The 18,931-nt window shown below is 71.6% G+C and carries 18 protein-coding genes; 2 read left to right on the top strand and 16 right to left on the bottom strand.

Going from position 1 to position 18,931, the window contains the following annotated elements:
• Position 1 precedes the first annotated feature (1 nt).
• The 5 genes from ACH54P_RS03325 to ACH54P_RS03305 all read right to left on the bottom strand — a co-directional run bounded on the left by ACH54P_RS03325 (position 2) and on the right by ACH54P_RS03305 (position 5,044).
• On the bottom strand, positions 2-196 hold the full coding sequence (locus ACH54P_RS03325) for a hypothetical protein (protein WP_489910832.1): 195 nt from the start codon (positions 194-196) through the stop codon (positions 2-4).
• Between the two features lie 15 nt (positions 197-211).
• Complete coding sequence (locus ACH54P_RS03320; RefSeq protein WP_489910831.1) at positions 212-2,131, bottom strand: GDSL-type esterase/lipase family protein; 1,920 nt, start codon at positions 2,129-2,131, stop codon at positions 212-214.
• A 17-nt stretch (positions 2,132-2,148) separates the two neighbouring features.
• Positions 2,149-3,135: an arabinan endo-1,5-alpha-L-arabinosidase gene (locus tag ACH54P_RS03315; protein ID WP_489910830.1), complete on the bottom strand. Its 987-nt coding sequence runs from the start codon at positions 3,133-3,135 to the stop codon at positions 2,149-2,151.
• A 164-nt stretch (positions 3,136-3,299) separates the two neighbouring features.
• Entirely contained in the window at positions 3,300-4,322 is a 1,023-nt protein-coding gene (locus ACH54P_RS03310; protein WP_489910829.1) for a pectinesterase family protein, read from the bottom strand.
• A 65-nt stretch (positions 4,323-4,387) separates the two neighbouring features.
• Entirely contained in the window at positions 4,388-5,044 is a 657-nt protein-coding gene (locus tag ACH54P_RS03305) for a pectate lyase (protein ID WP_489910828.1), read from the bottom strand.
• On the opposite strand from ACH54P_RS03305, the gene ACH54P_RS03300 reads away from it, so the two are divergent.
• The gene (locus tag ACH54P_RS03300; RefSeq protein WP_489910827.1) at positions 5,022-5,210 is read left to right on the top strand and encodes a hypothetical protein; all 189 of its coding nucleotides are present in this window, start codon (positions 5,022-5,024) and stop codon (positions 5,208-5,210) included. The genes ACH54P_RS03305 and ACH54P_RS03300 overlap by 23 nt on opposite strands.
• A 156-nt stretch (positions 5,211-5,366) precedes the next feature.
• On the opposite strand, the gene ACH54P_RS03295 is transcribed toward ACH54P_RS03300, so the two are convergent.
• The 10 genes from ACH54P_RS03295 to ACH54P_RS03250 form a co-directional block, all read right to left on the bottom strand.
• Positions 5,367-6,656, bottom strand: a complete 1,290-nt coding sequence (locus ACH54P_RS03295) for a pectate lyase family protein (protein ID WP_489910826.1) — start codon at positions 6,654-6,656, stop codon at positions 5,367-5,369.
• A 10-nt stretch (positions 6,657-6,666) separates the two neighbouring features.
• Complete coding sequence (locus tag ACH54P_RS03290) at positions 6,667-7,599, bottom strand: DUF6807 domain-containing protein (protein ID WP_489910825.1); 933 nt, start codon at positions 7,597-7,599, stop codon at positions 6,667-6,669.
• Positions 7,596-8,885, bottom strand: coding sequence for a Gfo/Idh/MocA family oxidoreductase (locus ACH54P_RS03285; RefSeq protein WP_489910824.1), 1,290 nt, complete (start codon positions 8,883-8,885; stop codon positions 7,596-7,598). Before ACH54P_RS03285 ends, ACH54P_RS03290 begins: the two co-directional genes overlap by 4 nt.
• A gap of 10 nt (positions 8,886-8,895) precedes the next feature.
• A complete protein-coding gene (locus ACH54P_RS03280; protein ID WP_489910823.1) occupies positions 8,896-10,026 on the bottom strand; it encodes a Gfo/Idh/MocA family protein in 1,131 nt (376 codons plus the stop codon).
• Positions 10,023-10,691: a DUF624 domain-containing protein gene (locus tag ACH54P_RS03275; protein WP_489910822.1), complete on the bottom strand. Its 669-nt coding sequence runs from the start codon at positions 10,689-10,691 to the stop codon at positions 10,023-10,025. The genes ACH54P_RS03280 and ACH54P_RS03275 overlap by 4 nt, the downstream gene beginning before the upstream one ends.
• Before the next feature lie 4 nt (positions 10,692-10,695).
• Positions 10,696-11,541 carry a carbohydrate ABC transporter permease gene (locus ACH54P_RS03270; protein WP_489910821.1) on the bottom strand — a complete coding sequence of 282 codons (846 nt, stop codon included), beginning with the start codon at positions 11,539-11,541 and terminating at the stop codon, positions 10,696-10,698.
• Positions 11,538-12,524, bottom strand: a complete 987-nt coding sequence (locus tag ACH54P_RS03265) for a carbohydrate ABC transporter permease (RefSeq protein WP_489910820.1) — start codon at positions 12,522-12,524, stop codon at positions 11,538-11,540. The genes ACH54P_RS03270 and ACH54P_RS03265 overlap by 4 nt, the downstream gene beginning before the upstream one ends.
• 3 nt (positions 12,525-12,527) lie before the next feature.
• Positions 12,528-13,829, bottom strand: coding sequence for an ABC transporter substrate-binding protein (locus ACH54P_RS03260; protein ID WP_489910819.1), 1,302 nt, complete (start codon positions 13,827-13,829; stop codon positions 12,528-12,530).
• A gap of 209 nt (positions 13,830-14,038) precedes the next feature.
• Entirely contained in the window at positions 14,039-15,241 is a 1,203-nt protein-coding gene (locus tag ACH54P_RS03255; RefSeq protein WP_489910818.1) for a Gfo/Idh/MocA family protein, read from the bottom strand.
• A 214-nt stretch (positions 15,242-15,455) separates the two neighbouring features.
• Positions 15,456-16,433 carry a pectate lyase family protein gene (locus ACH54P_RS03250; protein WP_489910817.1) on the bottom strand — a complete coding sequence of 326 codons (978 nt, stop codon included), beginning with the start codon at positions 16,431-16,433 and terminating at the stop codon, positions 15,456-15,458.
• A gap of 242 nt (positions 16,434-16,675) precedes the next feature.
• On the opposite strand from ACH54P_RS03250, the gene ACH54P_RS03245 reads away from it, so the two are divergent.
• The gene (locus tag ACH54P_RS03245) at positions 16,676-17,659 is read left to right on the top strand and encodes a LacI family DNA-binding transcriptional regulator (RefSeq protein WP_489910816.1); all 984 of its coding nucleotides are present in this window, start codon (positions 16,676-16,678) and stop codon (positions 17,657-17,659) included.
• Here the strand turns inward: ACH54P_RS03245 and ACH54P_RS03240 are convergent.
• A complete protein-coding gene (locus ACH54P_RS03240; RefSeq protein WP_489910815.1) occupies positions 17,656-18,900 on the bottom strand; it encodes an FAD-binding protein in 1,245 nt (414 codons plus the stop codon). The genes ACH54P_RS03245 and ACH54P_RS03240 overlap by 4 nt on opposite strands.
• Positions 18,901-18,931: the final 31 nt, after the last annotated feature.

Here is an 18,931-nt window from a genome sequence, read left to right as displayed (position 1 = left end):
CTCACGCCCGGCTGCGGCCGAGGTGGACGTTGCGGGCGCGGTAGCAGGTCGGCCCCGGTGAGCCCTCCGGCTGCAGGGTGCTGTAGCTCGCGAAGCTGCCGCCCGGCACGGTCTCCCGGGTGGCCGCGGCGGCGCGGCCGCCGAGCGCGAAACCGGCGGCGCCGGCGGTGAGGGTGGTCCTGCGGGGGTGGGGCACGGTCGCGACCTCCGGTCAGCCGATGAGCGGGGCGAGCCGGTCGGCGATCTTGCGGTGGCCGGCGTCGTTCGGGTGCACGTTGTCCACGGTGTCGGTCGCTTCGGTGATCCAGCCTTCGGTGTTCACGAACCGGATCCTGGCGTCGCCCATGGCGGCGACCGCGTTCTTCGTCTCGGTGACGAAGCGCTTCCGGAACGTCTCGAGCGCGAGGACGGTGGCGTTCGGGTACTTGGCCCGGATCCGCTGGAGGAGGGTGACGTACGCGGCCTGGAACTGCGCGCCGGTCACGTGGTGGCCGGCGTCGTTGGTGCCGAGGTTCACGACCACGGTGCTCGCCTGGTAGCGCGCGAAGTTCCAGTCCGGGGTGGACGCGTCGAGGCCGGTCTTGAGGAACCGGTCCCGCATGCCGAGGCAGCCGTCGGCCGAGGGGTACAGGCAGGCGCCGCCGACCGCGATCTGGGTGTGGGCCTGGCCGAGCCGCTCGCCGACGAGCCAGCCGTACGCGGTCAGTGCCTGGGCCGACGACAGCTGGCCGACGGTGATCGAGTCGCCGACGAACTCGATGAGCTTCGCCGGGACGGACGCGGCGAAGGTCGCCGCGCCGGAATCCAGGGTCACGCCGCCGAAGACCGCGTCCCCGTGGTAGGAACCGGCGACCGGGCGGTAGGACACGCGCAGGACGTGATTGCCCGCCTTCAGGGGTTGGGGCGTGAGGTTCACCGTGCCGCTCACGTTCTTGTACGGCACGAAAGCGCCGCCGTCGATGCTCGCGAACAGGTCGATCACGCCGCGTTGCTTCAGCTTCACCGTGGTGCCGGTGAAGCCGGTGACCACGTACGCCCCGGCCCATTCGGAGACGTAGGCGGTCGGTGAAGTGGTGTCCCAGCGCCCGAAGTACCGGATGTTGGGGTCGGTCGGCAGGCCGTTCCCCGCGGCGGCCAGAGCCGGCGCCTGCAGCGTGGGCGCGAGGATCGGCGCCAGCCGCTCGGCGATCTTGGCGTGCCCGGCGTCGTTCGGGTGACCGTCGCCGTCCGCGTAGTCGGTGCCGGTCGTCAGCCAGCCTTCGGTGGTGATGAACCGGACCTTCGCGTCACCCAGGGCCGCGACGGCGTTCTTCGTCTCGGTGACGTAGCGCTTCTTCAGCGTCTCGAAGGCGAACAGCGTCGCGTTCGGGTACTTGGCCCGCGTGTCCCGGAGCAGCTTCGTGTACGCGGCCTGGAAATCGGGCCCGCTGACGCCGTGACCGGCGTCGTTCGTGCCGAGGTTGATGACCACCGCGCTCGCCTGGTAGCGCGCGAAGTCCCAGGCCGCGTCGCCGGTGCTGTCGGTCCTGAAGAACTGCGTGCTCTGCCCGACGCACCCGGAGGCCGCCACCAGGCAGTACCCGGAGCGGGCGATCTGCGTGTGCCGCACGCCCAGTTTTTCGCCCACCTGCCAGCCGTACGCCGACAGCGCGAGCTTGCTCGTCAGCGCGCCGTAGGTGATGGAGTCGCCGACGAATTCGACGAGTTTCGACGGCACCGCCGGTGCGGCCGTCTTCGCGCCGGAGTCGAGGACGAGCCCCTGGAAGATCGTGTCCCCGGAGCGGTAGGACAGCCGCAGCGAGTGGGTCCCGGCCGGCAACGCCGCCGGCGTCAGGGAAACGACGCCCTTCACCCCGGCGTAGAACACGTCGGGGCCGTTGTCGACGCTCGCGTAGAAGTTCACCGCGTTGCGGGCCTTCACCTTGACCGTGGTCCCGGTGAACTTCGTGGTGACGTAGGCGCCGGCCCAGTGCGGGACGGCGCCGGCCGATTCGGTGGTCCACCGGCCGGCGTAGGCGAGGTTGGGGTCGGTGACCGGGACATCCGTGGCGGCGGCCGCCGCGTGCGGGGCGGCCACGGACACGGCGAGCGCGACACCGATCGTCGCGAAGAGCGCACGTAATCGGGGCATGACGGGTCTCCCGGAGTTCAGTAGACGTACGGCCAGCCGGCGCTGTCGTAGCCGATGAGGTTGATGCCGAGCTTCCCCGTCAGCGGTGTCGCGTCCGAGTAGTAGTAGTGGTAGACGAGCACGTCGGCGTCGGTGTCGTGCAGCACGGCCACGTGACCCGGGCCGTGGACGTCGCCGTGGCCGGCCAGGATCTGCGTGCCGCCGCCGGCGGTCATCCGGACCCCGTTGCGGTCCGTGTAGGGCCCGGTGATCGAGGTCGACCGCCCGACCATCACGCGGTAGGTGCTCTTCGTGCCCTGGCAGCACAGGTCCCACGAGACGAACAGGTAGAAGTAGCCGCCGTGCTGGACGATGTAGGGCGCTTCCTCGGCGGACGTGCTCCCCGTGCGCTGGGCGATGCTGCGCATCGCGGTGTCGGTGGTGCTGCGCTTGCCGGTGGCCGGGTCGAGCCGGTACATCTTGATCCCGGTCCACCACGAGCCGAAGCTCAGCCACCACCGGCCCGAAGAGTCGACGAACAGGTTCGGGTCGATCGCGTTGTAGTCGTTGCTCGTGCTCGTCTGCACGACGATGCCCTGGTTCGTCCAGCTGCCCGGCAGCCCGGTCGTGCTGGTGGCCAGGAAGATCGCCGAGTTGCGCGAGCCCAGCGTCGAGGCGGCGTAGTACAGGTAGTACTTGCCGTTGTGGAACGAGATGTCCGGCGCCCACAGGTACCCGGGGTTGGCCGGGTCGGTGAACGGCGCGGTCCACGGCGCGCCGTTCGGGAAGACGGACCCGATCTTCGTGAAGTGGATCCGGTCGGTCGAGCGGCGGACCTGCAGGTACTGGTCGGTCGAGTACAGCAGGTAGCTGCCGTCGGCCGCGCGGATCATCGACGGGTCGTGCACCGCCTCGATGTCCCCGGTGACGTAGCCCGGGTTCGGGTAGGTCGCGGCCTGGGCCGCGGGGGCGCTCAGCAGGGCGGCGGCCGCGGCGACGACGGCCGGGAGGCGGCGCAGTTTCATGGGGGTCCTCGGTTCGACGCTGATCCTGGACGTACTGTTAGCGTTAACACTTCCGAACTGGTGGCAGCTCACGGCTTCCGGGGTGAGGTGACGGTGAGATGGTTGACGTTCACACGCCCGCCGTCAAGAGCCGTCGGGAGGTTTTTCCCCACCCCGCGGCGGTCTCAGTGCACGGGGTTCCACCCGTCGCCGCCCGCGAGGTACCGCTGCGCGGTGTAGGTCGCGGCCTGGGCGGTGGTCAGCTGCGGCCGGTCGGCGCCGGTCCCCGCGCCCGGGCCGGTGTTGTGGTACTCGAAGAACCGGGCGTCCTTCCACGAGAAGCCGGACATGTCCGTCCACGGCGCCTGCTTGATAGCCGCCGGCAGGACGGTCTCCCGGATGACGACCTGCGCGATGGCGTCGACGTCGCCGCCGGGGTGCCACGGCCGGCCGAGGTGGTAGCTGGAGTTCGCCGCCGAGCTGACGACGCGGCTGCCGACGACCAGGAAGCCGTACGGGTTGCTCCGCCGGGTGCTGGCCGCGGTCAGGTAACCGTTGTTCGAGCTGGAGCCGCGGTCGAGCGCGGTGATCGTCGCCCGGTCGAACACCGCGGTGGCGCGGCCGAAGAGGAAGTCGACGTCCCCGCTGATCGAGCAGTTCCGGTAGTACTGGCGCCCGACCGTGCCGACGGCGGCGGTGTCGGCGTACAGCGTGTCCTGGTGCCCGAGGAAGGTGACGTTGTCGAAGACCATCCGGTCGCCGGTGGTCTTGACCGCGACCGCCTGGGTGGCGGTGATCTCCGGGTGGGCGGCCCGGTCGAAGGAGTTGCGGAAGGTCAGCGCGGTCGCGGTGAAGCCGTTCGCGGCGATCGTCGCCGTCGCGCTGCCCGAGGTGCCGTACGTCGAGCCGTCGGGTTTCTTCGTCCCGCTGGCGTTGTCGTAGTCGACGACGACGTCGGACGCCTTGCCGGTGGTCCCGCGCAGGGTGATCCCGGTCTTGGCCGCGGGGACGGAGATCACCTCCCGGTAGGTGCCGGGCTTGACCGAGACGGTGCCGCCCGCCGAGACGGCGTCGATCCCGGCCTGGACGCTCGTGTAGCTGCCGGAGCCGTCCTTGGCCACGACGACGTTCGCCGCCGCGGCTCCGGCCGGCGGGGCGGCCAGCGACGCCGCGGTGACCACCGAGGCGAGGAGCAGGGTCTTGAGCATGACGCCTCCACGAGGGAACACGCCGGGGGTACCGGACGGCGGCCGCCACCCCCGGCGTGGGTCGGTTACTTGTAGGTGATGTTGGCCGCGGTGTAGAGGCAGTTCGTCGAGTCCGGGCCGCTGCCGATCTTCGTCGGCTCGCCGCTGGTCACGCCCTTGTACTTCTGGCAGGGCTCGATCTTGCGGCTCGAGTCGCCGACGATGGTGATCCTCGTCAGCTTCGCGGTGTCGCCGTAGTTGGTGTTGATGCCGACCAGGGCCTTGCCGGGCACGGTGGCGGTGACGTTGTCGACGACGACGTTGCGCTTGTACTGCGTCCCGCAGTTGCCGCAGGAGCGGTACAGCTTGCCGAAGTCGTTGACCTGGAAGTTGCGGATGTACATGGTGCCGGGGCCGTTGTGCTGGAAGACCTTGTCCGACGCCTTGCGCGCGCCGCCGCCGTCGATGGTCATGGTCTGCGACGACGACGTGCCCTTGAAGGTCGCCGCGTCCTCGCCGACGTCCTCCCACCAGACGTTGAGCAGCGTGCAGGTGCCGAGGCAGTGCACGCCGTCGGCGGCCGGGCTGCCCAGGACGACGTTCTTGAGGGTGGTGCCGTTGGCGAGTTCGAAGAGCGGGCTCTGCCCTTCGTCCTGGCCACCGGAACCGAGGTCGCCGGTGCCGTAGAACCGCTTGAGGCCGCCGTCGTAGGTGCCGCTGGTGACCTTGATCTTCGCACCCACCGGCACGCTCGTGCCGGGATTGGGCCACGAGGCGGCCGACGCGGTGGCACCGGTGCCGACCACGGCGGACACCGCGAGCGCCGCGACCGCCGTTGCCCGCAACCACCGGGATATCGCTGGGGAAACCATTCATCACTCCCTGGTCTGGTTCTTCAATCGGCGCTGACGAAAACGTCCGACCGGGTTGTGAAAGCGCTTTCTCGTCACCGAGTTTCGGGTTGGCGGCAGTCCGTGTCAATGTCGTTCGCCGCAGCGGCGGGCATGTCGCCCGGATGGTCGCCACCGGCCCGGGTTTTCAGAAAACACCGAAAGTGTCGAATGTTCAGCGATCCTTCGGCCCGGCGCCGGCGAGCACCCGGACCGGCACCTGCCACGCCGGGTCGAGGCGCTCGACCAGGCTCGGGGTCCAGCCGACGTCCGGGCCGAGGTCCGGGTCGTCGGCCGCGTTGTACTCGGCCAGCAGGTCCACCGGGCGGGGCCACGCCGCGCCGGCGGCCACCAGCGTGCCGGTCGCGTGCAGGACCGTCCCCTTCCAGTAGTGGACCAGCGCGCCCAGGGGCAGCCCGGCCGGGATCCGGAAGAAGTTGTTCTCCGCGTAGATCCGGGACTCGACCCCGACGCCCAGCGAATAGGTGTAGGCGGCGGGATCCCCGACCACGTAAAGGTTGTCGTAGACGTGCACCTGCCCATAGCGCACCCGCGGCGCGCGCTGCCCGATCTCGGAGAACAGGTTGTGGTGCAGGGTGACGCGCAGCTTGCCGACGTCGTAGGTCGGCTTGTCGGTGTTGCCGATGAGCATCGTCTTGTCGTGGTCGTGCAGCCGGTTGTACGACACCGTGACGAGGTCCGAGCCGTTGACGATGTCCAGGAGCCCGTCGTGGATCTCGTACTTCCGGCCGAAGTACGTGGGCTGCTCCGTGTTCCCGCCGTCGCCGAAGTCGTTGTGGTCGACCCAGACGTGGGTCGCGCCGACCAGGTCGACGTTGTCGTACTCGGAGTTCCAGTTGCCGTCGGCGCCGTCGAGGGGGTCCCACTGCGGGAAGCAGTCGTGCGCGTCGGCGAAGCCGAGGTTGCGCAGGATCACGTTGTCCCCGGTGACCCGCAGCGTCAGCCCGTGCAGGGTGGCGCGGCCGCCGAGCCCGACGATCGTGGTGTTCGGCCCGACGTCGAGCACCACCTGCGCGGCCTGGTTGGCCTGCGACCGCGCCCGTGCCTCCTCCAGCGGCCCCGACGGTTCGACCTTCCCCCACGTCGAGGGGTCGTACGCGGCCAGGTAGGCGGGCAGGCTGTAGCCGGGGTCGGCGAAGTCGGCGCAGCTCATCGGCCGGTCCTGGGCGTCCACGTTGCCCTCGATCGTCCCGCGGACGTAGATGATCTTCGGCGCGCCCGGGTGCGCCGCCAGCGCGGCGGCCAGCTCCGAGCGCTTGGTCACCGTGTGGACGTCGCCGGGCGCGGCCGCCGCGCCGCCGGTCGTCCCGGTGGTCGCCGCGGCCCAGCCGTCGTGCGCACCGAGCACCACCCGGCCGGGGTCGAGGCCGTGCGCCGCCGCCGGCGCGGCCGTGAGGGTGAATCCGAGCAGGGCGAGGCACCCCGCGAAAGCCTTCCAGCGCATATCGGCTCCTTCAGTCGTTACGCGGCTCCATCGCCGCGAGCTCAGCCAGCCGGGCCGGGCCGGGTGCGCCGTCGATGACGACGACGTGGTGGGTCAGCGTCAGCTCTTCGCCCGGTTCGAGCAGCCACGGCCGGTGGTAGGTGGCGGCGAAGCTGACCACCGGGAACGGCTCGGCCCGGACGTACCACGCCGTCGGGTGGGCCGGGTTCGCCGGGCTGTCGGCGAACAGCAGCGTCGAGGTCCGCAGGCTCTCGTCGTGCTGCCCGGTGAAGGCGAGCCACGGCGCCCGGTGCCCCATCGCCTCCGCCGCCGTCAGGCCGTCCGACGTCCGGACTTCGCCGCCGACGAACGAGCGCGGACCGCGCCAGAACAGCCCGCCGTACCCGGCGGTGTCGCGCCCTTCGGTCACCGGGCTCCCCCAGCGCAGTTCGCGGCCGCTGGTGTTGCGCAGCCGGCTGGACCAGGTGAGCGTCCAGTGCCCGCCCGCGAGCGAGACGTCGCCGAAGCGCAGCGTCCGGTGCTCGGTGAGCCAGCGCCGCCCGGACGCGGTGCGCCAGGCGAGCTCGTGCCGCAGTTCGCAGTGCCCGGCCGCGCAGACGATGCTTTCCCAGCGGACGTGGCCCACCGTGCCGTTGTTGTCCAGCGGCGTGTAGCCGCGGCCGCGCACGTAGGTCCGGCCGCCCCAGAAGTTCTCCCCCGACAGGTGGGCCATGGTGAACTGCAGGCCGTTGTGCCAGGTGTGGTCGTGCGGCCGGACCGCGGTCACGACCTCCCCCGCGGTGGTGCGCAGCGGGTGCAGGTACGGCTTCGGCGAGTCCCCGGCCGGGGTCGGCGGCACGACCACGTACTCGGCCAGCACGACGTCGCCGAGGCGGACGCGCACCCGGCCGTCGTCCTCCTCGGCCAGCTCCAACGTTCCGTCCCCCACCGCCGCCCGGCTCACGCCGGTTCCCCGATTTCCCCGAGCAGGTCGTCGACGCCGACCGGCCGGCCGGTGGCCAGCGACCGGTTGGCGGCCAGCCCGGTGAGCAGGGCCTGCAGGCCGGCGTCGTGGTCCGCCGCGCAGCCGAGCGGGTCCGGCCCCGCGTCGCCGAGCAGCTCGGCGAGCATCCGCTCGTCCCCGCCGCCGTGCCCCTCGCCGAGCGGCTCGTCGAGCACGACCTCGGGCGGCGCCCAGTGCCGCTGCAGGGTGAGCCGCGCGCGGCCCGGCTCGGGCACCACGCCCGGCGGCAGGTCCGCGACGGACTTGGCCGCGCCGATCGCGTGGTCGTTTTCCCGGACGTCGAGCTCGAGCCGTCCTTGGCTTCCGGAGAACGCGACGCGGTAGCCCTCGCGCGGCGAGTAGGCGTGCAGGTGGTAGTTCAGCACCGCGCCGCCGCGGTGGCGGACGAGCACCGACAGGTCGTCCTCGATGGTGACGCCGGGGGCGAACACGTTCCGGTCCCGGAGGTAGCCGTCCTCGGCCTCGGCGTCCCGGTAGAGCGCCCGCAGCCGCGGCGACCGCTCGAGGTCGAGCGCGAACGGGTCGTCGCCGGCCCCGGTGCCCCGGGCGTAGCCGGTGCGCCTGCCGTGCCGCCGTCCGTTTTCCTCGCCGTAGAAGAACAGGCGCCCCAGCGCGAACACCGTCTCGGGTCCGCTGCCGAGCCACCAGTTGACCAGGTCGAAGTGGTGCCCGGACTTGTGCACGAGCAGCCCGCCCGAGTGGGCCTTGTCGCGGTGCCAGCGCCGGAAGTAGTCGGCGCCATGGGCGGTGTCGAGCAGCCAGCTGAACTCGACCGAACCGACCTCGCCGATCGAGCCGGCGGCGAGCAGCTCCCGCACCCGGCGGTGCACCGGGTTGTACCGGTAGTTGAAGGCGACCCGCACCGAGCGGCCGGTCTCGCGCCGGGCCGCGAGGATCCGCCGCGCGCCGTCGACGTCGGTCGTCATGGGCTTTTCGGTGACGACGTCACAGCCTGCTTCGAGGGCGGAGACGACGTAATCGGCGTGCGTGTGGTCCGGCGTGCAGACCACGACGACGTCGACGCGCTCCTTCGCCAGCATCGCGGCGAAGTCCTCCGGCCGGTAGCCCGGGATTTGCGTGCCGAGCCAGCCGTTGTGGACGCGCATGCGGGTTTCGTTGTGGTCGCAGAAGGCCGCGAGCTCCGCCCGCGGCGACGCGGCCAGTGCCCGGGCGAACAGCTGGGCCCGGGAACCCAGGCCGACGATCGCGTGGCGACGCACCGCCATCACCTCTCTTTCAGGCGCGAGTACCGGCGCCGGTCCAGGGCAGGGCGAGTTCGGAGAAGAGCGCGAGCCGGTCGGCCGCGGAGTCGACGTCGCGGTCGACGCCCGGCACGACGAAGTGCCGGTCCGGGCCGGCGCCCACGGCGTGGACCCACTCGGTGGGCAGCGGCAGCGGCTCGGGGGCGTCGCGCACCGCCTCCACCAGCGCGGTGAACGCGCGGGTCGCGGCCAACGGCGCCAGCAGGGGGACGCCGTCGCGGACGTGGTCGACGAGGTTGGCCAGCAGGTCCCGCGGCGGGCCGACCGGTGCTTTCGCATCGCCCACGACGACGAGGTCGGTCTTGTAGTGCCAGCGGATCCGCCCTTCGGTGCCGTGGACGAGCACATACGGCTCGTGGTCGGCCTCGGCGTCGAGCGTGGCCGCGGCGACGACGTCCGGCGCCCCGGCGAAGCTCAGGCGCGCGCACGCGGTGTCGTCCGACTCGATGTCCCGGGCCCGGTACAGCTCGACGGTGGTCCGCTCCGGCAGGTCCTCCGCGGTGCCGTTGACCAGCAACGCGGTCGCCACGGCGTGGGCGAAGGGGTTGGTCAGCGCGCCGTCGACCACCGGCTGCCCGCCGACGCGGCGGCGGCCCGCCCACCCGGTGCGCGCGAAGTACCGGTCCCGCCGGATCCACGCGCCGGCCGCGGCGATCCCGGTGACCGTGCCGATCCCGCCGGTTTCGATCGCCGCCCGGACCACGGGGACGGCGGCGGAGCCGAAGCTCTGGAAGCCGGTCTGGCAGGCGCGGCCGCGGTTTCGCGCGAGCTGGGCCAGTTCGTCGAAGGCCGCGAGGTCGAGCACCGGCGGTTTCTCGACGAGCAGGTGGCAGCCCGCGGCGAGGGCGAGTTTTGCGAGGGGCAGGTGGGTGTGCGGCGGGGTCGCCACGACGGCGATGTCCGGGGTCGTGCGGGCCAGCAGCTCGGCCGGGTCCCGGGTGACCACCGCGCCCGCGGGCAGCAGCGCGCGGGCCTCCGCCGGTGGTTCGCGGATGTCGCACGCCCCGGCGAGGACGATCTCGCCCCGGTCGTGCAGCGCGCGGGCACGGCGCAGGTGCTGCCCCGCGTAACCGGCCGTACCGAAGACGACCACCCCAGGGATCATCGGCGGCCGCCGGTCGCCACCGCGGCCAGGGCGAGGGGCCCGGCCACCACGAGCGCCAGGATCGGCAGCATCCAGACGAGCAGGGCGGCGAGCCCGATGGCGGCGGCCAGGAGCAGCGCGTTCCGCGGCGACGCGGCGGTTTCCCGCGCCGCGGTGACGAATGCCCGGCGCCAGACCGGGCGACCGGCTGCGGGGTTCGCCGCGCGGGGCGAAGCCGGACCACCGCTGCCGCCACCCGCCGCTCCGGCCGCCGTCTTCGCCTCGCGCCAGGCGAGACCACCCGTCGCCACCACCTCGCAGGTTCGCACCGCGACCACCGCACCGGCCGCGGCCAGCAGCCACAACGCCGCCCGCAGCGCACCCGCTCCCGGCATCGCGGCCACGACCTCCAGGTCCACCGCGAACAGCACCACCGCCGTGAGGCACCCCAGCCCGAACGGCACCCCGCCGCGGGCCGCCTCGCGGAAGTCGGCCCAGAACGTCGTCCACAGTGGACGTCCGAGGTCGTGGCGGAGCCGGTCGACGACCCGGCAGCCCGCCGTGAACGCCGGACCCGCCGTCACCACCGGCACCGACGCGAGCGCCACCAGGAGCCCGGCCAGCAGGCAGTCCGAGAAGTCCCCCAACCCGGCGCGCCAGTTCGTCCGCGCGGTTGCGCTGCGCATCGCCTCACCCCTTCAGGCCGCTGGTGCTGACGCCTTCGACCAGCAGGCGCTGGAAGGCGAGGAAGAACAGCACGATCGGGACGAGCGCGAGCGCGGACATCGCGAACATCGCGCCGAAGTTGGACTGGCTGCTGGTGTCCACGAACAGCCGCAGGCCGAGCGGCACGGTGAACTTCTCCGTGTCGTTCAGGTACACCATCTGCGTGAAGAAGTCGTTCCAGGTCCAGATGAACGTGAAGATCGACGTCGTCACCAGCGCCGGTTTCGACAGCGGCAGCACCACGTGCCAGAACGTCCGGTAGACCGAGCAGCCGTCGATGATCGCGGCTTCGTCGAGCTCCCGCGGGATCCCGCGCATGAACTGGACGATGAGGAACACGAAGAACGCCTCGGTCGCGAGGAGCTTCGGCAGGATCAGCGGGACGAACGTGTTGACCAGCCCGGCCTGCTGGAAGATCACGTACTGCGGGATCAGCGTGACGTGGTAGGGCAGCATCAGCGTCGTGATCATGAACGCGAACAGCGCGCCGCGGAACCGGAAGTTCAGCCGGGCGAAGGCGTACGCGGCCAATGAGCAGGACAGGACGTTGGCGACGACCGACAACCCGGCCACGAGGAAGGAGTTGAGGAAGAACCGGCCGAACCCGACGTCCGCCGCGCCTTCCCAGCCCTTCGTGTAGCCGTCGAAGACGAACCGGGTCGGCAGCAGCGCCAGCCGCGAGAGGATCTCGTCCGGCGGCTTGACCGACGCGAACGCCAGCCACACCAGCGGGTACAGCACCACCGCGACGATCACGAGGCACAGCACGTGCCAGCCCGCCGAGCGGGCCGTGCGGGGCAGCACGGTCATTTCCGCCCCCCGGTGTCTTCGGCGTCGTCGTAGAACACCCACAGCTTCGCCGTGCGGAACACGATCGCCGTGACGATCGCGATCACCGCCAGCAATACCCACGCCATCGCGGACGCGTAGCCCATGCGGAAGTCCTGGAAGCCGACCTCGAACAGGTAGAGCGTGTAGAACAGGTCCGCGTCGGCCGGGCCGCCGCGGCCGCCGCCGATGACGAACGCCGGCGTGAACGCCTGGAACGCGTGGATCGCCTCCATCACCAGGTTGAAGAAGATCACCGGGGACAGCATCGGCAGCGTGATGTGCCGGAACCGGCGGAACGCGCCCGCGCCGTCGATCGCGGCGGCTTCGTGCAGCTCCGCCGGGATCTGCTTCAGCCCGGCCAGGAAGATCACCATCGGCGCGCCGAACTGCCACACCCCGAGCAGCACGATCGAGGCGAGGCTGAACTGCGGGTCGTCGACCCAGCTCGGCGTGTGCCAGCCGAAGAACGCGAGGATCTCGTTCACCGGGCCGCCGCCCATGAACAGCGCCCGCCACACCAGCGCCGCGGCGACGCTCGCCCCCAGCAGCGACGGCGCGTAGAACGCGGCGCGGTAGAAGCCGTTCGCCCCGCGGCGGGTGTTGAGCAGCATCGCCACCAGCAGCGACACCGTGAGCTTCAGCGGCACCGACACCAGGACGTAGATCGACGTGACCTTCACCGACTGCAGGTAGCGGTTGTCGTCGGTGAACATGTGCGTGAAGTTGCCGAACCCGACCCACTGCGGCGACGTGAACATGTCGTAGTCGGTGAACGACAGGTAGAGCGAGACGACCATCGGGCCGACGGTCAGCGCCACCGCCCCGAGCAGCCACGGGGTGAGGAAGGCGAAGGCCTCCGGCTGGGTCTTGCGGCGGCGCCCGGCCGGCCGGTCCCGCCGGCGGACGCGCACAGGCGAGTCCCCCGACGCGACCGGCGGGTCCGGGGTGCGCAGGGTCGTCATCGGCTAGGACAGTCCCTTCTCGGCTTCGGACATGAACCGGTTCACCGCGTCGTCGATGCCCATCCGGCCGAACGCGATTTCCTCGTACGTGCGCTGCAGGAGCTTCTGGATCGCGCCGGCGCCCTTCGGCGGCACCGGTGGTGCGGCGCCGAGCTTCGGTTCGAGGGCGGCTTCGAAGTCGTAGAGCGTCTTGTCGTCGCCCGTCGCCGACGCCGCGAGCTGGGCGCGGACCTTGAGGTTGGGCGCCAGGCCGCGGTCGGTGCCGACGATCTTGCCGACCTCCGCGTCGTTGACCAGGAAGTCGACGAGCTTCGCCGCCGCCTCCTGCTGCTGGCTGCGGGCGGAGACGGCGAGGAACATCGACGGCCGCCGGTACTGCCCGGTGTTGCCGGCCACGTCGGTCGGGTACGGCGCCACGTTCAGCTCCTTGCCGTTCGCCTTCTTGTAGGCGGGCAGGAGGTTGTCGTAGGCGAACTCCGAGCTGGTCAGCTTCTTGCCGAGCGGGGACTGCTCGGGCGAGGTGTTGTAGGACGCCGTCACGTCGGCGGGCGAGGTGCCCTTGGCGTCGCGGAACCGGCCCGCGAGCTGCCAGTAGCGGCGGAGGTCGTCGGCGGTGAAGCCGAGCTTGCCCTCCGGCGTGTAGAACTGCTTGCCCTGCTGGCGCAGCCAGATCTCCAGCGTCGTGTCGAGGATGCCGAAGTCGGTCGCGCCGCGCGCGGCGAACCCGCCGGCGGCGCTGACCTTCTCGGTCGCCTGGGCGTACTGGTCCCAGCTCAGCCCCTTCGCCGGGTCCGCCCCGGCGGCGGTGAACGCGGCCGGGTCGTAGATCATCGCCGGGGTGTTCTGCGCCCACGGCACGGCGTAGCGCTTGCCCTGGTACACCCCGGTCGCGGCCAGCTCGGGGTTGATGTCGGCGAGTGAGATCGCCTTGCCGGCGCCGGAGTTGAGGTCGGCCAGGACGTTGCGCCCGCCGTACTCGGCCAGGTAGCGGGTGTCGACGTTGAGCACGTCCGGCGGCTTGCCCCCGGCCGTCTGCGTCGCGAGCTTCTCCCAGTAGGCCGCGTACGCCGAGAACGACGTCTGCACCTTGATCTTCGGGTTCTTCTGCTGGAAGAGCTCGACGGCCTTCTTGGTCAGGTTCGCCCGGCCGTCACTCCCCCACCAGACGAAGTTGATGGTCACGTCCCCGCCGTCCGCACCGGAATCCGAGCCGCACGCGGCCACCCCGGTCAGCAGCAGCGGGACCACCACGGCCAGCGCGGCGACCCCGCGCCCCTTGGTCCTGTGCGCAGATTTCCGACCCATCGAGCTCTCCGTCCTCAGCCGGTCAGCTGTTTTCTGAAAACGCTGTCAGCGCGCTCACGGTAGGCAGTCCGCCGCACCGCTGTCAACGGGCAATACGGCGCAATACCCCTTGTGCAGCAGTATTTTCAGCGTTCGGCAGGCACGTCGAGAAAGCGCTTACAGCAACCGGGGCGAGATCGGGGCTGCCAGCGCGGGGGCACCGGCCTGCCTCATCCGGTGCGTTCGGCGGTCCCCGCCTTCGGGGTCTCCGGCCGTCGTTCGGCGCTCGCCCAGGGGACGCCGATTTCGGAGAACAACGCCAGCCGGTCCGCGGCGACGGCGACCTCTTCGCCGATCCCGCGCACCACCGGGTGCCGGCTCGCCCCTTCGCCGACCGTGCGGATCCAGCCCGCCGGGATGCGCGAGGGCGAAGGCGCGTCCCGCACCGCCTCGACCACCGAGGCGAAGGCCCGGGTACCCGACAGCGGCGCGAGCAGCGGCACCCCGGCCGGGTCGAGGTGGTGGGCGACCAGGTTGCGCAGCAGGTCGGCCGGTTCGCCGAGGTGGACCCGCTCGTCGTCGAGCTCCAGGCGGTGGCTCTTGTACCAGAACTTCGCCCGTCCCCGGTCGCCGTGCACGACGACGTAGGGCTCGTGGTCCTGCTCGGCGCACAGCGACGCGGCGACGACGATCTCGGGCCCCTCGCCGAACCGGATGCGCAGGCACGCCGTGTCGTCGGCCTCGATGTCGCGGGTGCCGTAGAGCTCGAGGGCGATCTCGGCCGGGTCGCGCCCGGCGACCCCGCCGACGAGCAGTGCGGTGGCCACGGCGTGGGAGAAGGGGTTGGTCAGGGCGCCGTCGACGACGGCCTCGCCGTCGAGCCAGCGACGGCCCGCCCACGGGTTGCGGCGGTAGTAGGCGTCGGTGCGGATCCACGCCCCGGCCGCGCCGACGCCGACCACGTCGCCGAGCTTGCCGGTCGCGATCGCCGCCTGGAGCACGGGCAACGCCGGGGAGCCGAAGCTCTGGAACCCGGTCTGGCAGGCCGCGCCGCTCTCGGCGGCCAGCCGGGACAGCGTGGTGAACCCGGCGAGGTCGAGCACCGGCGGGGTTTCCAGCAGCAGGTCGCTGCCCGCCCGCAGGACCGCGCCGCCGACCTGGACGTGCGCGTGCGGCGGGGTCGCGACCACCGTGATGTCGGGGCGGCACCGGCGGAGCAGGTTGTCGACGCCGACGTGCGCCGTGCCACCCTCGGGCAGCAGCGCGGTCGCGGCGGCCGACGGCGGCCGGATGTCGGCCATGCCGGCGAACCGGACGAGGCCCTCGTCGTGCAGGATGCGCGCACGGTGCAGGTAACTGAACGCGTAGCCGGACGTGCCGACGACGGCCAGCTTCGGCGGGTCCGCGACGGTGCGGCGCCTGCTCCCCGACATGGGTCTCCGATCGGCGTGGCCCGTCCGGGCCGCGCGGAACTGACGAATGGGTGACAGTTCGGGAGAATCTTCCGGTCGTCACCGTAGGGCGTGGCCGACGAGGGTGTCAATATTCGCCGTCGTGCGGTCGAATTCGTCGAAATCGGCTTGCTCCGAACGGCGGCGGCCGGTTCGAGATAGCGCTTACCCGAACCGGCCGCCCCGCCCGGCCGCCTCAGATCCTGCCGGTGCCCGCGCCCGCGGTGACGGTGGCCTTGACCGTCGAAGTCGCTTCCAGGGCGAAGGAGTACGGCGCCGTCGTCATGCTGCCGGTCCGGGTGATCTTGTTGGCGCAGCCGCCGAAGGAGTTGCCCGACTCGTTGACGTAACCGTCGACGTCACTGTCCCCGGTGGTTTCGATGCAGGTCTTGGTGCTCTCGAAGACGTTGTTCTGCACGAGGAACTGCGCACCCATCCGCGAATGCACGGCGGAATCGCCGACCGCGTGGAAATAGTTGTCGTAGGCGTGCCCGGTGCCGAACCGCAGGCTCGGCAGCCGGGAGTTCACCGTCTCGAACCAGTTGTGGCTGTAGGTGACGTGCAGCTTGCCGGTGTCCTCGGCGGCGTTGCTGTCGCTGTGCCCGACGAGCGAGACCTTGTAGTGGTCGTGGAACTTGTTCCAGGACACGGTGATCCGGTCCGCGCCGTGGCTGATGTCGACCAGCCCGTCGTAGTAGTCCTTGCCGTGGTCCAGGTCGGACGACAGGTCGTTGTGGTCCACCCACACCTTCGTGGCGCCGCCCTGGATCTGGATGGCGTCGGTGCCGACCGCCTTCGCGATGACGAGGTTCCGGATGATCACGTTCGACGCCTTGTCCACGCGCAGCCCGCCGCCGGTGAAGCCCGAAGCGGAACCGACGCCGAGCACCGTCTTGTTCGAGCCGATCTTCACCTGGCTCTTGCTCGGGAGCGCGATCTTCCCGCTCACCCGGACGATCCGGGCCGTCGCGTCGGCCACGGCGCTGGTGAACGCCGCAGCCGTCGTGACGGTGACGGTCTCGCCGCCGGCGCCGCCGGTCGTGCCGGCGCCGAAGCCGACGGGCGAGCTTTCGTAGGCGGCGTGGGCGACGCCGGCGGGGACGGCCACGGCCAGCGCCGCGGCGACGGCGGCCGAGCCGAAAACGCGCGGGGAAAGCACGGATGTCCTGGTCATCAGGCACCTCGAAGTCCGGAAGGGGCCCGCGCCCCGGGAGCGGGGAACACGGCGGAGCTTCCGTTGTACGATTTGCAGCAAAATCCGGTCAACGATTTGCAGGATTTTCAGCGGAAGCCCAGCCGAATGGCCCTGCGCCGCCCCGCGACGGCCGGATCCCGGCTCCCCCCAACGCAGTGCCGTTGTTGACAACGCTGCCGGGCGTTTCCATGATGTTGCGCAGAGCCTGCCGAGGAGTTGCCGTGACCGTGACCATTCACGACGTCGCCCGCCGGGCCAACGTGTCGATCTCGACCGTCTCGCGGGCGTTCACGTCGCCGGACCTGGTCCGGCAGCAGACGCGCACCCGGGTGCTGGCCGCGGCGAACGAGCTCGGCTACCACGCCGCCGGGACGCCCCAGCCGCTGCCGGCGGTCCGCACCGGGCACATCGGCATCGTGGTCTCGGACCTGGGCAACCCGTTCTTCACCGGGGTGCTCAACGGCGTCCAGGCCCGCGCTCGGCAGGACGACATCGCCGTGCTGTTCGCCAACAGCGACGAGGACCCGGCGACCGAGCAGAACCTCGTCCGCCGGATGGCCAAGCAGGTCGACGGCGTGGTGCTGTGCAGCCCGAGCATGACCGACGACCAGCTGCGCGCGCTCGCCGGGCAGACCACCCTGGTGCTGCTGAACCGCGAGGTGCCGGGGATCCCGTCGATCGTGATGGACGCCGCGGACGGGATGCGGCAGGCGATCCAGCACCTGGCGGCGCTGGGCCACCGCCGCTGCGCCTACCTCGGCGGGCCGCGGACGTCGTGGGCGAACCGCGCCCGCAAGCAGGGCCTCGCGGAGGCGGCCGGGCAGCACGGCACGGACGTCGTCGAGTTCGGCCCGTTCCCGCCGGTGTTCGAGGGCGGGCTGCAGGGCGCGGACCTGGCGCTGGCGGCGGACGTGACGGCGATCGTCGCCTACAACGACCTGGTGGCCTTCGGCGCGCTGGCGCGGCTCAACGCCCGCGGGGTGCCGGTCCCGGACGAAATCAGCCTGGTGGGCTTCGACGACCTGGTCTTCGCGGCCATCTCGGCACCCCCGCTGACGACGATCGCGATGCCGACGGAGGCGGCGGGCCGCGCGGCGGTCACCATCCTGCTGGGCCTGCTCGACGGCGAAGCGGACGAACACACGACCCAGGTGCTGGACACGTACCTGATCGTGCGCGCCACCACCGCCCCGCCGGCGGGCTAGCCGCCGAAGACGTGGCGGCGCAGGAACGGGTTCCGGAACTTCCCGCCCGGGTCGAGGCTCTCCGCCAGCTCCCGGAAATCGGCCATCCGCGGGTACAGCGCCTCGAGCCCGCCGCCGTGGAAGAGCTTGCCCCAGTGCGGGCGGGCGCCGAACGGGGCCAGGCGGTCCTCGAGGACCGGGAGGACCGCTTCGACCTCCGGTTGCCGCGGCTGCCAGGTGAAGTGCAGCGCCACCCGGTCGCCGCCGTGGCAGGGGCTCAGCCAGCCGTCGTCGGCCGCGATCGCGCGGATTTCGGACACCAGCAGCAGCGGGGCGATCAGGTCGCCGATCTCGCGGACCGCCCGCAGCGCCGCCACCGCGTCGCCGTAGGGCACGAAGTACTCCGACTGCAGCTCGTCCCCGACGCTCGGGGTGAACGCCAGCGCGAAGTGCGGGAGCCGCTCGTGCCACGGGCCCGGAACGCCCTGCTGCGGTGTGCAGTTGTCCGCCGGGATGCCCGCCGCGTGCGCCGGGTGGCGGGGCCCGTCGGCGGGGACCGCGCCGTGCAGCCCGGCCCGCTCGGTGAAATCGTCGGCGCGGCTCTTGACCCACACCTGGTCGACCACGTCGTTCGCCCAGTTCGTGAAGAGGCTGACGCTGTAGCCGGCGTCCTCGATCTCGTCGAAGTGCCGGTACGCCGCCTCCCACGGGAGGCCGTCGAAGACGTCCTGCCGGACGTCGAACGCGGGCACGACGTCGAGGGTCAGCCGGGTGACGACGCCGACCGCGCCGAGGCCGACGACCAGCCCGGGGAAGACGTCGTCCTCGCGGGTGAACGTGCGGAGCTCGCCGTCGGCGGTGACCAGCTCGAGCGCCGAGACGGCGGACGCCAGCCCCGGCTGCCGCCGCCCGGAGCCGTGGGTGCCGGTCGCGACGCTCCCGGCCACCGTGATGTGCGGCAGCGATGCGAGGTTGGGCAGGGCGAACCCGGCCGCGTGCAGCCGCTGCGCGAAGTCCCCGTACCGCGCGGACCCGCCGACCGTCACCGTGCGCTCGCGGATCTCCACCGGGGTGTCGAGCGCGCTCAGGTCGAGCAGGACACCGCCCGGCGAATCCGCGATGTCGTTGAAGCAGTGCCGGCTGCCCAGCGCCTTGACGCGGTCCGCGGCCGCGACGGCTTCCCGCACCTCGCCGACCGTGCGCGGGGTCAGGACCGCGTCCGCGCCGTAGGTGTGGTTCCCCGCCCAGTTCGACTCGCCCACGCAGTTCCTTCCACCGTCCCGGATCCCGCTC

This window comes from Amycolatopsis sp. N2S4-7, from assembly GCF_058119595.1.
This window is presented reverse-complemented; position numbering and strand designations above follow the sequence as displayed.

Coding starts and splice junctions, on each gene's coding strand:
- ACH54P_RS03295 (WP_489910826.1), bottom strand. CDS start 6,656: ATGCGCTGGAAGGCTTTCGCGGGGTGCCTCGCCCTGCTCGGATTCACC.
- ACH54P_RS03285 (WP_489910824.1), bottom strand. CDS start 8,885: ATGGCGGTGCGTCGCCACGCGATCGTCGGCCTGGGTTCCCGGGCCCAG.
- ACH54P_RS03310 (WP_489910829.1), bottom strand. CDS start 4,322: ATGCTCAAGACCCTGCTCCTCGCCTCGGTGGTCACCGCGGCGTCGCTG.
- ACH54P_RS03270 (WP_489910821.1), bottom strand. CDS start 11,541: ATGACCGTGCTGCCCCGCACGGCCCGCTCGGCGGGCTGGCACGTGCTG.
- ACH54P_RS03315 (WP_489910830.1), bottom strand. CDS start 3,135: ATGAAACTGCGCCGCCTCCCGGCCGTCGTCGCCGCGGCCGCCGCCCTG.
- ACH54P_RS03280 (WP_489910823.1), bottom strand. CDS start 10,026: ATGATCCCTGGGGTGGTCGTCTTCGGTACGGCCGGTTACGCGGGGCAG.
- ACH54P_RS03265 (WP_489910820.1), bottom strand. CDS start 12,524: ATGACGACCCTGCGCACCCCGGACCCGCCGGTCGCGTCGGGGGACTCG.
- ACH54P_RS03255 (WP_489910818.1), bottom strand. CDS start 15,241: ATGTCGGGGAGCAGGCGCCGCACCGTCGCGGACCCGCCGAAGCTGGCC.
- ACH54P_RS03320 (WP_489910831.1), bottom strand. CDS start 2,131: ATGCCCCGATTACGTGCGCTCTTCGCGACGATCGGTGTCGCGCTCGCC.
- ACH54P_RS03260 (WP_489910819.1), bottom strand. CDS start 13,829: ATGGGTCGGAAATCTGCGCACAGGACCAAGGGGCGCGGGGTCGCCGCG.
- ACH54P_RS03275 (WP_489910822.1), bottom strand. CDS start 10,691: ATGCGCAGCGCAACCGCGCGGACGAACTGGCGCGCCGGGTTGGGGGAC.
- ACH54P_RS03250 (WP_489910817.1), bottom strand. CDS start 16,433: ATGACCAGGACATCCGTGCTTTCCCCGCGCGTTTTCGGCTCGGCCGCC.